This is a genomic window from Tessaracoccus massiliensis (assembly GCF_000826065.2).
GTDB classification, from domain to species: Bacteria; Actinomycetota; Actinomycetes; order Propionibacteriales; family Propionibacteriaceae; genus Arachnia; species Arachnia massiliensis_A.
Genome location: NZ_LN623543.1, coordinates 63,033 through 77,370 on the forward strand (window position 1 = coordinate 63,033; position 14,338 = coordinate 77,370).

Annotated in this window: 14 protein-coding genes; 9 read left to right on the plus strand and 5 right to left on the minus strand. The window is 69.6% G+C overall.

The window, feature by feature from the left end:
- Positions 1 to 88 precede the first annotated feature (88 nt).
- Entirely contained in the window at positions 89 to 1,300 is a 1,212-nt protein-coding gene (locus tag BN1186_RS10770; protein WP_180349068.1) for a glycosyltransferase, read from the plus strand.
- Entirely contained in the window at positions 1,297 to 2,709 is a 1,413-nt protein-coding gene (locus BN1186_RS10775) for an ArnT family glycosyltransferase (protein WP_139651059.1), read from the plus strand. The genes BN1186_RS10770 and BN1186_RS10775 overlap by 4 nt, the downstream gene beginning before the upstream one ends.
- Here BN1186_RS10775 and BN1186_RS10780 read toward each other — a convergent pair.
- Positions 2,699 to 3,346, minus strand: coding sequence for a DUF998 domain-containing protein (locus BN1186_RS10780; protein ID WP_052460067.1), 648 nt, complete (start codon positions 3,344 to 3,346; stop codon positions 2,699 to 2,701). The two genes, BN1186_RS10775 and BN1186_RS10780, sit on opposite strands and share 11 nt — an antisense overlap.
- Before the next feature lie 122 nt (positions 3,347 to 3,468).
- Between BN1186_RS10780 and BN1186_RS10785 the strand changes: the two genes are divergently transcribed.
- The 7 genes from BN1186_RS10785 to serA are packed head-to-tail and all read left to right on the plus strand — an operon-like array spanning position 3,469 to position 10,629.
- Positions 3,469 to 4,467 carry a LacI family DNA-binding transcriptional regulator gene (locus BN1186_RS10785; RefSeq protein WP_040284112.1) on the plus strand — a complete coding sequence of 333 codons (999 nt, stop codon included), beginning with the start codon at positions 3,469 to 3,471 and terminating at the stop codon, positions 4,465 to 4,467.
- A gap of 52 nt (positions 4,468 to 4,519) precedes the next feature.
- Positions 4,520 to 6,022: an ABC transporter substrate-binding protein gene (locus tag BN1186_RS10790; protein WP_040284113.1), complete on the plus strand. Its 1,503-nt coding sequence runs from the start codon at positions 4,520 to 4,522 to the stop codon at positions 6,020 to 6,022.
- A gap of 6 nt (positions 6,023 to 6,028) precedes the next feature.
- Positions 6,029 to 6,988: an ABC transporter permease gene (locus BN1186_RS10795; RefSeq protein ID WP_218975467.1), complete on the plus strand. Its 960-nt coding sequence runs from the start codon at positions 6,029 to 6,031 to the stop codon at positions 6,986 to 6,988.
- Positions 6,985 to 7,794, plus strand: a complete 810-nt coding sequence (locus BN1186_RS10800; RefSeq protein WP_040284114.1) for an ABC transporter permease — start codon at positions 6,985 to 6,987, stop codon at positions 7,792 to 7,794. The genes BN1186_RS10795 and BN1186_RS10800 overlap by 4 nt, the downstream gene beginning before the upstream one ends.
- Complete coding sequence (locus BN1186_RS10805) at positions 7,791 to 8,618, plus strand: ABC transporter ATP-binding protein (RefSeq protein ID WP_040284115.1); 828 nt, start codon at positions 7,791 to 7,793, stop codon at positions 8,616 to 8,618. The genes BN1186_RS10800 and BN1186_RS10805 overlap by 4 nt, the downstream gene beginning before the upstream one ends.
- Complete coding sequence (locus BN1186_RS10810; protein WP_052460068.1) at positions 8,615 to 9,388, plus strand: ABC transporter ATP-binding protein; 774 nt, start codon at positions 8,615 to 8,617, stop codon at positions 9,386 to 9,388. Before BN1186_RS10805 ends, BN1186_RS10810 begins: the two co-directional genes overlap by 4 nt.
- A gap of 2 nt (positions 9,389 to 9,390) precedes the next feature.
- Positions 9,391 to 10,629 carry a phosphoglycerate dehydrogenase gene (serA, locus tag BN1186_RS10815; RefSeq protein WP_281278468.1) on the plus strand — a complete coding sequence of 413 codons (1,239 nt, stop codon included), beginning with the start codon at positions 9,391 to 9,393 and terminating at the stop codon, positions 10,627 to 10,629.
- A gap of 3 nt (positions 10,630 to 10,632) precedes the next feature.
- Here the strand turns inward: serA and BN1186_RS10820 are convergent, their stop codons facing one another.
- The 4 genes from BN1186_RS10820 to BN1186_RS10835 are packed head-to-tail and all read right to left on the minus strand — an operon-like array spanning position 10,633 to position 14,338.
- Entirely contained in the window at positions 10,633 to 11,421 is a 789-nt protein-coding gene (locus BN1186_RS10820; protein ID WP_040284116.1) for an inositol monophosphatase family protein, read from the minus strand.
- Positions 11,422 to 11,475: 54 nt separating this feature from the next.
- The gene (gene rsgA / locus BN1186_RS10825; protein WP_040284117.1) at positions 11,476 to 12,474 is read right to left on the minus strand and encodes a ribosome small subunit-dependent GTPase A; all 999 of its coding nucleotides are present in this window, start codon (positions 12,472 to 12,474) and stop codon (positions 11,476 to 11,478) included.
- A complete protein-coding gene (gene aroA, locus BN1186_RS10830; protein ID WP_040284118.1) occupies positions 12,471 to 13,727 on the minus strand; it encodes a 3-phosphoshikimate 1-carboxyvinyltransferase in 1,257 nt (418 codons plus the stop codon). The genes rsgA and aroA overlap by 4 nt, the downstream gene beginning before the upstream one ends.
- Positions 13,724 to 14,338 carry a DoxX family protein gene (locus tag BN1186_RS10835; protein WP_180349069.1) on the minus strand — a complete coding sequence of 205 codons (615 nt, stop codon included), beginning with the start codon at positions 14,336 to 14,338 and terminating at the stop codon, positions 13,724 to 13,726. Before BN1186_RS10835 ends, aroA begins: the two co-directional genes overlap by 4 nt.

Here is a 14,338-nt window from a genome sequence, read left to right on the forward strand (position 1 = left end):
GCTTCCCGCGAGGCACTCAGGACTCGACTCTCGGCCCGCTCATCGTCCGACATGTAACGTTGTCGCAGGTTCGTGGAAGGTGGTGCGTGTGAGGGTTGTGGTGGCGGCAATTGGCAGCCGTGGCGATGTGGCCCCGTTCGCCAACCTCGCGGCTCGCTTCGCCTCGGCTGGGCACGACGTCACGCTGATCACCCACGCAACCCTGCGGCATCTCGTGGACCCGACCATTCCGGTCAACGAGGCTGCCAGTGATCCGGGGGAGCTGATGGCCAGCCCCGCCGCGAAAGCCGTGAAGCGGGGCAACATCAGGCAGCTCAACGCCACCCGGCACGTCTTCGCCGAGTTCGTGCACTCGGCCTTCGAGCCCGCCACCGAAGCGCTCGAAGACGCCGCCGTGCTGATCGCCTCCACCTTCGCGATCGGCGCAGTCAACGAGGCGGTGCGGCGAGGGATACCGGTGGTGCGCGCCCACATGTGGCCCGAGTATCCCGAGCTGGACGGTCCCATGCCGCTACTGCCGTACGGCTGGTTGGCGCCGAGGCCTGTGGTGCGACAGGCGCGTGCCGGGCTGCGCCGCGTCGAGAAGTACCTGGGTGGCGTGCGGGGCTGGTGGCGGCGCGGCAGGCTGCATCTGGAGGCCCGCCACCCGGTGGGCCTGACGACGGCGACGCTCGGTTCCCTCTACGCCTTCAGCCCGCACCTGATCGACGAGTACCCTGCGGACGGCACTGTGACCGGCTGGTGGACGGATCCCCGCCGTGACCCTGCACTCTCCGGCCCTCTGGTGGAGGCGTTGGCGAGCGGCGACGACTGGATCTTCATCGGCTTCGGTTCCATGGCCCAAGATGATCCGCAGGCCCTCCTCCGACGGGTGGGGGAGGCGTGTGCGCAGGTGCGGGTCCGCGCCGTCGTCCAGGTGGGTGACGTGCGCGGCACGCCTCACCCCAACCTGCTCTGCGTGGGGGACGAACCCCACGATGAGCTGTTCCGCCGGGTCAAGGTGGCCGTGCACCACGGGGGAGCGGGCACCACCGGCTCCGCGGTACGTGCCGGGGTGCCGTCCGTCGTGGTGCCCCACTTCGCAGACCAGTTCTACTGGGGCCAGCGCCTGCAGGCGTTGGGCGTGGCGCCCAGGCCGGTGCCGCGGACGTTCGCCTCTGAGCGGTCCCTCGCGCGCTCGATAGGCGCAGCCCTGGACCCGGAGACTGTGAGCCGCGCGGCAGAGCTTGCGGCACGGGTGGCACCGGAGGACGGCTGCGGCCGGGCCGTCAGGCAGGTTGAAACGTGGCTCGGGCGGTGAGCCCACTGCGGGTGGCAGCGGCGCCGGCGCTCGCCGTGACGGTGGTCCTCCTGCTGGTGTCGACACGCTACGGGCTCCACTGGGACGAGCTCTACTTCCGGATGCTGCCGCTGCGTTGGTGGTATGAGGACCAACCGCCGCTGACGGTGTGGCTGAGCTGGCTCGCCGCCCGCATCAGCGACGACATCTGGGTGCAACGCCTGCCCGCCATCGCGGCCGCTGCCGCCGGGGCAGTGGTGGCGGGCATGTTCCCGCGGGCACTCGGCGCCGGGCCGGAGATTCAGCGCCTGGCGGCCTGGTCGCACGCCTTCACGGTGTACCCGCTCATCATGGGGCACATCTTCACCACCTCCGCGATCGATCTGCTCGCCTGGCAGGTCATTGTGCTGCTGGTGCTGCGTGCCACTCAGGGCCACCACAGGGCACTGGTCTGGGCAGGCCTGGTGGCCGGCCTCGCCTGCTGGAACAAGCTGCTGGTGGTGGCTCTGGTGGGCGCAATCTTCGTCGCGTTGCTGCTGACCGATCGCTGGCTGCTGCGCACGTGGGAGGCCTGGGCGGGTGCCGCCCTGTTCTTGGCGCTGGGCGCACCCCAACTCCTGGCCCAGCTGTTGAACGGCCTGCCCATGACGGAGGTCTCCTCGGGGCTGGTGGAGCGGCAGGGCACGACGGTGCGGCTGCTGCTCCTGCCCACCATCGCCCTGTTCGCCGGGCCGCCCCTCCTCCGCGTGTGGCTCACCGGCCTGATCGGGCCCTGGCGGGCGGCTGGGCGCCCGGGGCGGTTCCTGCTCCCGGTGGCGTTGCTGATCGTGGGCTTCACGTGGGTGTCGCCGTCGCAGCCGCACTACCCGATGGGCGCGGTGCTGCCGGCGCTGGCGATGGGCTGGGCCAGCCCTCACCTGCTCGCCGCTTGGGGGCACCGGAAGCGGTGGGGCATCGTCGCGGCCAACAGCGCGATCGCCTGCCTGCTGTGTCTGCCGCTGCTGCCCGCCTCAGACCCGTGGCTGTCTGCGGTCTCGAGGGTCAACCCCACCATCCGTGAGCAACTGGGCTGGGAGGACTATGCACGCCAGATCAGCGAGGAACGCACCGGGGGAGAAGGTGTCGTCGTCGATACCTACGCGCTGGCCGGCGCACTGCACCACCACGGCACACCGGCCGACGCGGCCGCGGTGTATTCCGGCCACAACGCGCTGTGGCGCCTCGGCCCACCGTCGACAGAGAGGGTGCTGCTGGTGGGCGGAGACGCGGTGAACAAGGCGGACCTGTTTGAGAAGTGCGCCCCGGCGGGGGAGGTGGTGACGCGCGCGGTGACCCATCCCCAGCTTGAGTCTGTGCCGATGCTGCGCTGCACCGGCCCCGTGGGTGGGTGGGACAGCGTGTGGCCGGAGTTCCGCAGGCTCAGCGGCTGACGGGATGCGCACGGCTGGCGACGAGTACACGCAGCGCCTCCAGCGTCAGGCCCAGGAGCAGGCACACCACGATCAACCATTCGCCGGCGCCCTGGGGCAGCAACGGGGTGGGTAGCCGGCTCTCCGCGCTGAAGAGCAGCGCCCCGGAACCCAGGATCACCCGCGCCGCCCGCCACCGTGTGAGCCAGGCGTTCTCCGGCCGGATGCCGGAGAGCAGCAGGCCGATGCCAGGAGCCACCAGCCCCAGGACTACGCCCGCCAGGTGCAGCGCGGCGGTCTCGCCGGCCGGGAAGATGCCCGCCACGAAGATGCCCACGCCCATGACGATCACGCCGCCGCCCAGTACCCGGCCCCATCGGCGGATCAGCAGCGCGCCGGCCAGGCTGAGCAGGATTCCGGTGGCCATCAGCCCTGCGTTGAACAGCCGGTAGCCGGGGGAGCAGATCCACCGGCCGCCGCGCGCCCGGCACTGCGTGTCGCCCAGGTCGCTGATCATGTTGAGGTGCCACACGTACGCCGTGTCGGGATGGCTGAGGGCCACGGTGACGCTGAGACCGAACACGACGACGGCTGCGAGGATCCCCCAGGCTCCAAGGCGCGCAAGCAAGGGCTCCCTGGTGTCCTGGTGCGTGTCCATCGCCCCTCATCCTAGGTGGCGGCCCGCGATGTCGATTCCATAACAAGGCGGTCGCGTCGCTTGACCCACGCTGATTTGCGGAGCACGATATCCGACAACTTGAACGATCCACGAAGGGTGCGATGAACAAGCCCACGCTCGCCAGCCTGGCCGCCGAGCTCAACGTCTCCCGGCAGACGGTGTCGAACGTCATCAACTTCCCGGACCGCGTGCGCCCAGAGACGAGAGCCCGCGTCCAGGAAGCCATCGAGCGTTCCGGCTACCGCCCCTCCGCCGCGGCCCGCGCTCTGCGTAACCAGCGCGCCATGGCGCTCGGCCTGCGGCTGAGTAACCCGCGCAACGGCATCAGCGGCTCCATCATGGACGCCTTCACCCACTCGCTGGTGGAGCGCGCCGACCAGCGCGGCTACCGCGTCGTGCTGTTCCCGGCCCGCACCAACGATGAGGAGGTGGACAAGCTCATCGAGCTGCGCCGCACCCTGGCCATCGACGCGTGCATCCTGACCGACACCTGGCTAGGCGACGACCGGCCCGGCCAACTGGCAGACGCGCAGGTGCCGTTCTCGGTCTTCGGCCGGCCCTGGGGAGCCACGGATCACGGCCGTTGGGCCGATGTCGACGGGCACGAAGGCGCCGCGGAGGCCGCGCGGTACCTGCGCACCCTCGGCCACGAGCGGGTCGGCTACCTCGGGTGGTCCGACGGGTCACCGGTGGGCAAGGACCGCCGCGCGGGCTGGGCCGGGGCGCTGGGGCTGAGCGCTGAGGTGGAGGCCGAACTCGCCGTCGAGGTGGACGACACCGTCGACGACGGGGCCGCCGGGATGGCGGAACTCCTGGCCAGAGGCGCGACGGCGGCGGTGTGTGCCTCCGACACGCTCTCCCTGGGTGCGTTCACCGTCCTGCGCAGGCGCGGTGCATCCGGCCAGTGCATCATCGGCTTCGACAACACCCCCGTCGCCCGCGAGCTGGGGCTCTCCAGCATGGCGCAGCCCGTCGATGAAGTGGCGGCCACCGTCCTGGAGATGGTCTTGACGCAGATCGGTGACCCGGAGGCGCAGTTCGGCGGTGTGCTGATCCCGCCGGTGCTCATCGCCCGTGATGGATCCGCGCTCAGCCAGTGACATCCCGGTTACACTATGCAAGCTTTCAGCCTGACCCCCGAAGGGATCTCACATGCCGCGTAGCCGACTCTCGGTGGCCCTCCTCCTGGCCATCGTCGCCTCGCTGATGCTGAGCGCCTGCACCCGCCCCGAGCCCACAGCCTCCGAGCAGGGCACGCTGAACATCGGCGTCACGACGCGCCCGGATGGTCTCGATCCCATCGCCGTCGCAGGCGCCGGCACCCCCTTCGTGCTGCTCTACAACGTCTACGAGACCCTCGTGAAGGTGGATTCGGACGCCAACATCAAGCCGCTGCTGGCCACGGAATGGGACATCTCCGATGACTCGCTGGTCTACACCTTCTCGCTGGACCCTGACGCCACGTTCGCGTCCGGAGCGCCCGTCGACGCTGATGCGGTGGTCGCCAACTTCGAGCGCAACCGCGGCGGGGACGCCACGGCTCAGATCCGCGACAGGTGGGGCCCCGTCGACACCATTGAGGCCGACGGCGCGGACACCGTCAGGATCACGCTGAAGCACCCGTCGCACGCCTGGTTGTACGACCTGAGCGGCCCCATGGGCATCGTCGCCGATCCGGCCGCACTGGAGACCATCAACACCACCCCCGCAGGGTCCGGCCCCTACTCCTTCGCCGAGTGGGAGGAGGGTTCCTACATCCAGCTGACCTCCAACGCCGAGTACTGGGGGACCCCCGTCACCTTCCAGGACGTGTACTTCCGCTACTACTCGGATCCCAACGCCATGAATGCGGCCATGCTGTCTGGGCAGCTGGACATCATCTCCAATCTCACCGTGCCGCAGTCGCTCGAGCAGTTCCGCGACGAGAGCCGTTTCACGGTGCACGAGGGCACCACCACCGGTGAGGTCGTCCTCGGCTTCAACCACGGCTCGGAGAAGCTGCAGGACCTCCGGGTGCGCCAGGCCATCAACCACGCCATCGACCGCGAGGCCCTCGTCGAAGCCGTCTGGGCAGGCAAGGGCCCGCTCATCGGCTCGCATGTACCGCCCACGGATCCCTGGTACGAGGACCTGAGCCAGGCCTACCCGTACGACCCGGCCAAGGCCCGGGAGTTGCTCAAGGAAGCTGGCCAGGACACGGGCCTGACCCTGCGCCTGCGAGTGCCCGTGCTGCCGTACGCCCCGCCGTCGGCGCGCTTCATCGCCGAGCAGCTCAAGGAGGTGGGCATCACCGCCACCGTCGAGGAACTCGAATGGGGTCGCTGGCTGGAGCAGGTCTACGGCAACCACGATTACGACATGACGATCGTGGCGCATGTGGAGCCCCGGGACATGAGCGCGTTCTCCTTCGAGGGCAACTACTGGGCCTACAACAACCCCGAGTACAACGCCCTGCTCGAGGAGGCAGATGCCTCCCTGACCCCTGAGGAGCAGACCGCCACGCTGCAGGAGGCCGCCCGGATGCTCTCCGACGACGCGGCCGCCAGCTGGCTGTTCCTGCTGCCCAGCATCATCATCACCACCCCGGACATCTCAGGCGTGCAGGTGAACCAGATCTCGCTCTCGTTCGACCTGACGATGCTCACCAGGAGCTGACGACACGTGGCCCTGCGGCGGGTTCTGGTGCGGGCAGCGTGGCTGCTCGCAAGCCTGCTGCTCGCCTCCCTGTTGATCTTCCTGGTAGCCAACGCGCTGCCGGGAGACATGACGCAGATCATCCTTGGCACCAACGCCGCCCCGGGCGAGGCCGAGGCGTTGCGGGAACGGCTCGGCCTGAACCGGCCGTTCCTCGTGCGCTACCTCGAGTGGCTCGGCGGCGTGCTGCGTTTCGACTTCGGCAACTCCTACATCAGCGGCCGGGCCGTTGCCCCGCTCATCGCGGCGCGCCTCGAGGTGACGCTCTCGCTGACCATCCTCGGCATGCTGGTGGCCGTGCTGGTGGCCCTCCCGGTGGGCGCCTACGCGGCCGTGCGGCGCCGTCACGCCGACGGCGCCGCGGTCTCGGCGCTGTCCCAGGTGGGCCTGGCGGTGCCGGCGTTCTGGGCCGGCATCTGGCTGGTGATCATCTTCGCCGTCCAGCTCAGGTGGCTGCCGGCCGGCGGGTACGTCTCCTACTGGGACTCGGTGGGGCGGTGGCTGACTCACCTGATCCTGCCGGTGGTCTCGCTGGCCCTGGTGCAGGGCAGCGTCATCTCGCGCTACGTGCGCTCGTCGGTGATCGAGGTCATGCAGGAGGACTACTACCGCACCGCCCGCGCCGTCGGCTGGTCCCGCTCCGGGGCGCTGCTGCGCCACGGCCTGCGCAACATCGCGATCTCTCTCCTGACCGTCATCGGGCTACAACTCGCCACGCTGCTGGTGGGCGCCATCATCATCGAACAGGTCTTCGCACTCCCCGGCCTGGGTTCCGCGCTCCTATTGGCCGTCTCGCAGCGCGACCTCGCCGTCGTGCAGGCCATCGTGCTGTTGCTGGTGTGGAGCGTGCTGGTGATCAACTTCCTGGTCGACGTGGCTTACCAGCTCATAGATCCCAGGCTCCGACGGGTGGCTGATGCCCCGTGAGACGCGCCACCCTCTACACCGGCCTCACGCTGATCGGCGTGGTGGTCCTGCTCGCCGTCGTGGGCCTCTTCTGGACGCCCTACAGCCCCACCGCCATGGTGGGCCCGCGCCTCGCCGAGCCCAGCTGGCCGCACGTGTTGGGCACCGACGGCTTCGGGGCCGACATCTTCTCCCGCATCATCAACGGCGCCAAGATCGTGCTGCTCGTGGGCATCGTCTCCGTGAGCGCCGCCGCGCTGATCGGCGTGCCCGCCGGTATCTTCGCCGGGATGAGGCGCGGTTGGGCGGGCGAGATCCCCGCCCGTCTGGCAGACATCCTCTACGGGTTCCCGGCTCTGCTGCTGGCCATCCTGTTCGCCGCTGCGTTGGGCGGTTCCACCTGGACGGCGATGCTGGCCATCTCGATCGCCACCGTCCCTGCGTTCGTACGCATCGCGCGCGCCGCCACGCTGCAGGTGATGTCGCAGGGCTACGTGGAGGCGGCCCGGCTCAGTGGGACCCCCGGCCTCTCGGTAGCTACCCGCCACGTGCTGCCCAACATCGCGCCGGTGCTGGGGGTGCAGGCCTCCGTCAGCTTCGGCATCGCCATCCTGGCCGAGGCCGGCCTGTCCTACCTGGGCCTGGGCTCCCGCGCGTCGGAACCGACGTGGGGTCGCATGCTCCGCGAGGCACAGGACTACATCTTCAGCGACCCCATCCAGGCGTTCTGGCCCGGCCTGGCCATCGCCGTGGCCACGCTGGGGTTCAACCTGCTGGGCGACGGCATGCGCGACCTCCTCGACCCCCGGCTCAGGGAGCTTCGATGAGCTATCTCGAGGTCACGGACCTGACCATCACCTTCGGCCGGCGGCAACGCACGGCCGTCAACGGCATTTCATTGAGCGTCGAAGCCGACGAGCGGCTGGGCATCATCGGCCAATCGGGATCCGGCAAGTCCGTCACCGCGCTCGCCATCATGGGTCTCCTGCCGGAGCACGCGCACGTGACCGGCTCCATCAAGCTCGACGGGCGCGAGCTCGCGGGGCTTCCCGAGCGCGAGTACCGCCGGCTGCGCGGCGACGAGATTGCCATGATCTTCCAGGAGCCCATGACGGCCTTGGACCCCACCATGAAGGTGGGGCGGCAGATCGGCGAGGTCGTCGCCCTCCACCACCGCGACCGCAGAGGCGGCATCCGCGACGAGGTGCTCACGTGGCTGGAGCGTGTCGGCATCGTGGAACCCGAACGGATCTCGGATTCGTACCCGCACGAACTCTCTGGCGGGCAGCGGCAGCGGGCGCTGATCGCGATGGCGCTGTCCAACGAGCCAGGCCTCGTGCTGTGCGACGAGCCCACCACCGCCCTGGACGTGCTGGTACAGCGCCAGATCCTCGCCCTCCTCGACGAGCAGTTGCAGGGCCGCTCCGCCATCTTCGTCTCCCACGACCTCGCCGTCGTGCGGCAGGTGTGCAGGCGGGTGGCGGTCATGCTCGAGGGCCGCATCGTGGAGGAGGGGCCCATCGAGGATGTCATCGCCGACCCCCAGCACCCCTACACCAAGGGCCTCATCGCTTCGGCGCGCATCGATCAGGTGCCGCCCGGCCACAAGCTCCCATCGGTGGCCGACTTCTACCGGGGGGAGCGGGCATGAGCCTCGTCGAGCTCCACGGCGCCGGTGTGACCTACCGCCGCGCAGGCACACCGAACGTTGCCCTGCACCCCGCCGACGTGGTGATCGGGCCCGGTGAGCGGGTCGGCGTCGTCGGCGGCTCAGGCTCGGGTAAGACGACGATGGCCCGGCTGATGCTGGGCCTGGTGCCGCCGTCCTCGGGCGATGTGCGGTTCGACGGCAGGTCCATCGTCGGGCTCAAGGAACGCGAGCGTGGTTGGCTGCGCGCGGCTGCATCGATGGTGTTCCAGGACCCCAACTCGTCGCTCAATCCCCGCATGAAGCTGCGCGACATCGTGGGCGAGCCGCTGCGCTCGCCCGTGCTCCGGGGGCGCGGCGACGTGCCCGAGCTCACCGTCGACGTGCTCGCCGCGGCGCTGGAGGGCGTGGGGCTCAGCCCCGAAATGCTCGACCGGTATCCGCACCAACTCTCCGGCGGCCAACGCCAACGGGTGGCGATTGCACGTGCCCTGATCTCCGACCCGGCGTTCCTGGTGGCCGACGAGCCGGTCTCCGCGCTGGACGTCTCCGTGCGGGCGCAGGTGCTCAACCTGCTCACCGAGGAAGTCTCGCAGCGCTCGCTCGCGCTGGTGCTGGTCTCACACGACCTGGCGATCGTGCGCCACCTGTGCGAGCGGGTGCTGGTGATCGAGCGCGGCCACATCGTCGAGGAGGGGGCGGTGGCCGACGTGCTGGACAATCCTCAGCACGCGTACACGCAGGCGCTGGTGGAGGCCACGTTGACGCTGTAGCGATGGACGGGTTCGGGCGTTCCCGGCGGGGGAGCGTAGAGTGGCCCACCGTGAAGGCACTCCTCCTTGAGAACATCCATGCAGATGCCGTGAAGTCCCTCGAAGCCAAGGGCTACGAGGTGGAGACCCGCTCAGGGGCACTGGCCGAGCGGGACCTGATGGCCGCGCTCGACGGGGTCGACTACCTGGGCATCCGCTCCCGCACGTACGTCACCCGCAAGGTGCTCGAAGGTGCAACTCAGCTGAAGTCTGTGGGCGCCTTCTGCATCGGCACGAACCAGATCGATCTGGAGGCCGCCACCGAACTTGGCGTGGCCGTCTTCAACGCCCCGTACTCCAACACCCGCTCCGTGGTGGAACTGGCCATCGCCGAGATCATCGCGATGGCCCGCAAGCTCACCGACCGCAACCGCGACATGCACAACGGGGTGTGGGACAAATCCGCCGTCGGCTCGCACGAGGTGCGGGGCCGGACCCTGGGCATCGTCGGCTACGGCAACATCGGGTCGCAGCTGTCGATCGTCGCCGAGGCCCTCGGCATGCGGGTGCTGTTCTACGACATCGCCGACAGGCTGGCGCTGGGCAACGCCCGCCGCGTCGATTCGCTCGACGAGCTGCTGGAGCAGGCCGAAACCATCTCGCTGCACGTGGACGGGCGAGAGGAGAACACCAACCTGTTCGACGCCACGAAGTTCGCCAAGATGCGCCCGCGCGCCCTGTTCCTCAACCTGTGCCGCGGCCCCGTCGTCGACCTCGACGCGCTGTACGAGGCCCTGACCAGCGGCCACATCGCCGGCGCCGCGATCGACGTGTTCCCCAGCGAGCCCAAGAGCAAGGACGAGCCGTTCGTCTCCAAGCTGCAGGGCCTCAGCAATGTGATCCTCACCCCGCACGTGGGCGGCTCCACGCAGGAGGCCCAGGTCGACATCGGCCGCTACGTGGCGGGCAAGCTCAACGACTACCAGACCACGGGCTCCACGTCGATGAGCGTCAACCTCCCCGAGGTCGCAGCCGGGCCCATCCGCGAGCGTCGCATCGTCCATCTGCACCACAACGTGCCCGGCGTGATGGCGCGGCTGAACTCGCTGCTGGCCAAGCACGAGATCAACATCATGTCGCAGACGCTGGCCACCAAGGGGTCACTGGGCTACGCGATCACCGACATCGCCGGCACCGACGTCAACGGGCTGCTCTCAGAGCTTGAGGCACTGGACGAGACGTTGCGCGTCCGCGTGCTCTGATTGTCAGGAGAGGAACTCCAGCGCGGCGTCGTGGAGGAGGCCGTTGGTGGCGAGTGCGCCCGGCCCCTTCACCCCGTCCTCGCCGCTCAGGTTGGTGAAGCGACCGCCGGCCTCGCGCACGATGATGTCCAGCGCGGCCATGTCGTAGAGCTCGAGATCAGGCTCGGCCGCCACGTCGACGCTGCCCTCGGCCACCAGCATGTAACTCCAGAAATCGCCGTAGGCGCGCGTGCGCCAGGACGAGCGCATCAGGTCGATGAAGCCCTGACCCTTGCCCGAATCGACCCATTCCGCGATGTCCGAGTACGACAGGGACGAGTCCGCGATCTGCTCCACCTTGCTGACGCGCAGCTCGGTGGCGTTGAGGATGGAGCGGCCCGTGTAGGCGCCGCCGCCCTCTGAGGCCCACCAGCGGCGGCCCAGCGCGGGGGCGGAGACGACGGAGGCCACGATGCGTCCCTCCACCTCGAGCGCGATGAGGGTGGCCCAGACGGGCACGCCGCGCAGGTAGTTCTTGGTGCCGTCGATGGGGTCGATGATCCAGCGGCGGGGCGACTCCCCGGTGTCGTCGAACTCCTCGCCGTGCACCGCGTCGCGCGGGCGGGTGCGGGCCAGGGTGCGGCGGATGGCCTCCTCGACGGCGGTGTCGGCCTCGGTGACGGGCGTCGAATCCGGCTTGGCCTTCACCCGCAGATCCAGGGCCTTGAACCTGTTCATCGAGAGCGAGTCAGCGTCGTCGGCCATGAGGTGCGCCAGGCGCACGTCGTCGGTGAGGTCCTTAGTCTGTGCCATGCAACCACCGTAGCGGTGCAGTCTGGTTTCTGCGGGTGGGCACGCCTGGGGGTCTCAACCACCGTGGGAGACGAAGGCGTCCTCCATGCGGCGGAACGAGGCGAGGCGCTCGGGGGAGAGGCGACCCTGGGCCACGGCGTCGTCGAAGGCGCAGTCGATGGCGCCGGTGGTGTGCGGGCAGCCGCGTGGGCACTCCTCCGCGATCTCGGCCAGATCAGGGAACGCGCCGACGATCGATTCGGGGGAGACGTGCATGATGCCGAACGACCGGACGCCGGGGGTGTCGATGATCCACCCGCCCTCCGGCAGCTCCATCGCGACGGCGGAGGTGGACGTGTGACGTCCCTTGCCGGTCAGCTCGCTCACCTCGGCCGTGGCGCGGTGCGCATCTGGGATGAGGCGGTTGACCAAGGTGGACTTGCCCACGCCCGAATGGCCGACGAAGACGGTGACCCTGTCCTGGATGGCCGCGCGGATCTCTGCGAGGTCCGCCTCCGGCTCCGTGACCAGGATGGGCACGCCGAGGGGTTCGTAGGCCTCCTGCAGTTCCCGGGGAGAGGCGAGATCCGCCTTCGTGAGGCACAACACCGGCTCGATCCGGGCGTCGTAGGCGGCCACCAGGATGCGGTCGATCATCCCCATCCGCGGGGGAGGGTCCGCCAGGGCGGTCACGATGAAGAGCTGGTCCGCGTTCGCGACGATGGGCCGCTCGAATGATTCGGCATCGTCATCGGCGCTGCGGCGCAGCATCGTGCGGCGCTCCAGCACCTCGACGACGCGGCTGAGCGTGCCCTCGTCGCCGCTGACGTCGCCGTCGAGGCGGACGTGGTCGCCCACGATGATGCCGCCCTTGCGGTGGATGAGGCGGCCACGCACAGCGGTGACGTGTCTGCCATCGAGCAGGCAGCGGTAGCGCCCGCGGTCAATCGAGATGACCCGGGCGACGGGGAGCTTGGAGTAATCCGGCCTGTCCTTCGTGCGGGGCCGGCTGCGTCGACGGGGGCGGTCGAACTCCTCGACGTCCCGGTCGTGCTTGTCCCACTTGCTGCTCAACCGATCAACCTCGCCCAGTCCTGCGGGAACGCCGGCATGGTCTTGGAGACGCACTCCAGATCCGTGACGGAGATCCCGGGTTGCCTGAGTGCCACGACGGCGGCGAAGTGCACCATGCGGTGATCGGCGTACGTCTCCACCTCGGCGCGCTGCAGCGGCGTGCCGCCCCTCAGCGTGAGGCCGTCGTCGGTCTCTTCTGCGGTGATGCCCAGCTTGGTGAGCTCCGCCACCAGCGCGGCGAGCCTGTCTGTCTCGTGGCCGCGGATGTGCGCCACCCCGCGGAGGGTGGTGGTGCCCTCGGCCAGCGCGCCGAGCGCCGCCACCAGGGGCGTCAGCTCCGAGGCCGTGGTGAGGTCCACGTCGATGCCGTGGAGGCGCTCCGGACCGACGAGCGTGACGCTTCCTGCGCCCCGTTCGACGGTGGCGCCCATGCGCTGGGCCACTTCGAGGAAGAGCCCGCCAGGCTGCAGGGAATGCTCCGGCCAGCCGGGCACCGTGACGCTTCCGCCCGTGGCGGCAGCCGCGGCGAGGAACACCGAGGCGTTGGTCAGATCAGGTTCGATGGTGGTCTCGCGGGCCGCGATCGGGCCGGGGGAAACGACCCAGGTGCGTTCGTCCGGCTCGTCGATCCGCACGCCGCGCTCGCGCAGCATCTGCGTGGTCATGGCGATGTGGGGCCGCGAGGGGAGCCTGTCTCCCGTGTGGCGGAGGGTGAGGCCGTGCGGCAACCGCGCCCCGATCAGCAGCAGACCGGAGATGAACTGGCTCGATTCCGACGAATCGACGGCAACCTCCCGGGCGAACTCCGCGGGCGGGACGAGGCGGAAGGGCAGGGCGTCGGCAGACACCGCCGCCCCCAACTGACGCAGGCCGTCGAGGATCGGGGCCATGGGCCGCTGCGACGCGTGGGGGTCGCCGACGAAGGAGCTGGGGCCGTCCGCGAGCATCGCGATGGGCGGCACGAACCGCATGACGGTGCCGGCCAGCCCGCAGTCGATCTCCGAGGCGCCACGGAACCGCACGGGCGGGGTCACCCGGAGCGCGTCGCCGTCAGCTTCGAGCGAGCAGCCCAGGGCGCGCAGCGCGTCGATCATCAGCCGCGAGTCCCTGGACTCCAGCACCCCGCGCAGGGTGCTGGCACCCTCAGCGAGGGCGGCCAGCACCAGCGCGCGGTTGGTCTCCGATTTCGACCCCGGGACGGTGACTTCCCCCGTCACCGGGGACAGCGCTGAGGGGAGGGGCTGAGCGGTCAAGGAGTAACGGCCTCGAGCTTCTTGCCCAGCCGCTTGGCCTGCTTGCGGGCCTTCTTGCTCAGCTTCTTGGCCTGCTTCTCAGCCTTGGCGGAGGCCTTCTTCGCGGAGCGGCTCACGTCGTTACCCAGGGCGGAGGCCTTCTTCTCGGCTGCCTTGGCGGCCTGCGCGGAGCGCCAGCTGAGGCTGGGCTTGCCCTGCAGATCCTGCGTGGCCAGCACCGCAGCACCCAGGAGGGCGCCGTTGCGCAGCATCTCGGGGCGGGCCAGCTTCTTCGCCTCATCCGAGGCCTGCTTGCCCGGTGCCGAGATGGCGAGGTTGAGCACGCTGGCCTTCGCGAGGAGCAGCGCACCGAGGCGGCGGCCGATGCCGGTGGCGAACATCACGCCACCGGCGATCTGGGCCACGCCGGCGAGGCGCACCCAGGTCTCGGCCTTCTCTGGCACATACGAGGCGACATCTGCCGGCACGACCCGCTGCAGCAGCGGGGAGACGGTGTTGGTGAATGCTTCCGCATCCGCCGCGGTCTCGGCAGGCTTGGTGACCGCCTTGACTCCCTCGGAGATGAAGTAGCTGGCGAACAGTGTTCGGGCTGCGAATCGCAAGAGGCTCAT

Excerpts from the sequence above, each read along its gene's own strand:
- BN1186_RS10785 (WP_040284112.1), top strand. The coding sequence starts at position 3,469 with ATGAACAAGCCCACGCTCGCCAGCCTGGCCGCCGAGCTCAACGTCTCC.
- BN1186_RS10790 (WP_040284113.1), top strand. The coding sequence starts at position 4,520 with ATGCCGCGTAGCCGACTCTCGGTGGCCCTCCTCCTGGCCATCGTCGCC.
- BN1186_RS10810 (WP_052460068.1), top strand. The coding sequence starts at position 8,615 with ATGAGCCTCGTCGAGCTCCACGGCGCCGGTGTGACCTACCGCCGCGCA.
- BN1186_RS10820 (WP_040284116.1), bottom strand. The coding sequence starts at position 11,421 with ATGGCACAGACTAAGGACCTCACCGACGACGTGCGCCTGGCGCACCTC.
- BN1186_RS10835 (WP_180349069.1), bottom strand. The coding sequence starts at position 14,338 with ATGAGCCTCTTGCGATTCGCAGCCCGAACACTGTTCGCCAGCTACTTC.
- serA (WP_281278468.1), top strand. The coding sequence starts at position 9,391 with ATGGACGGGTTCGGGCGTTCCCGGCGGGGGAGCGTAGAGTGGCCCACC.
- BN1186_RS10780 (WP_052460067.1), bottom strand. The coding sequence starts at position 3,346 with ATGGACACGCACCAGGACACCAGGGAGCCCTTGCTTGCGCGCCTTGGA.
- BN1186_RS10805 (WP_040284115.1), top strand. The coding sequence starts at position 7,791 with ATGAGCTATCTCGAGGTCACGGACCTGACCATCACCTTCGGCCGGCGG.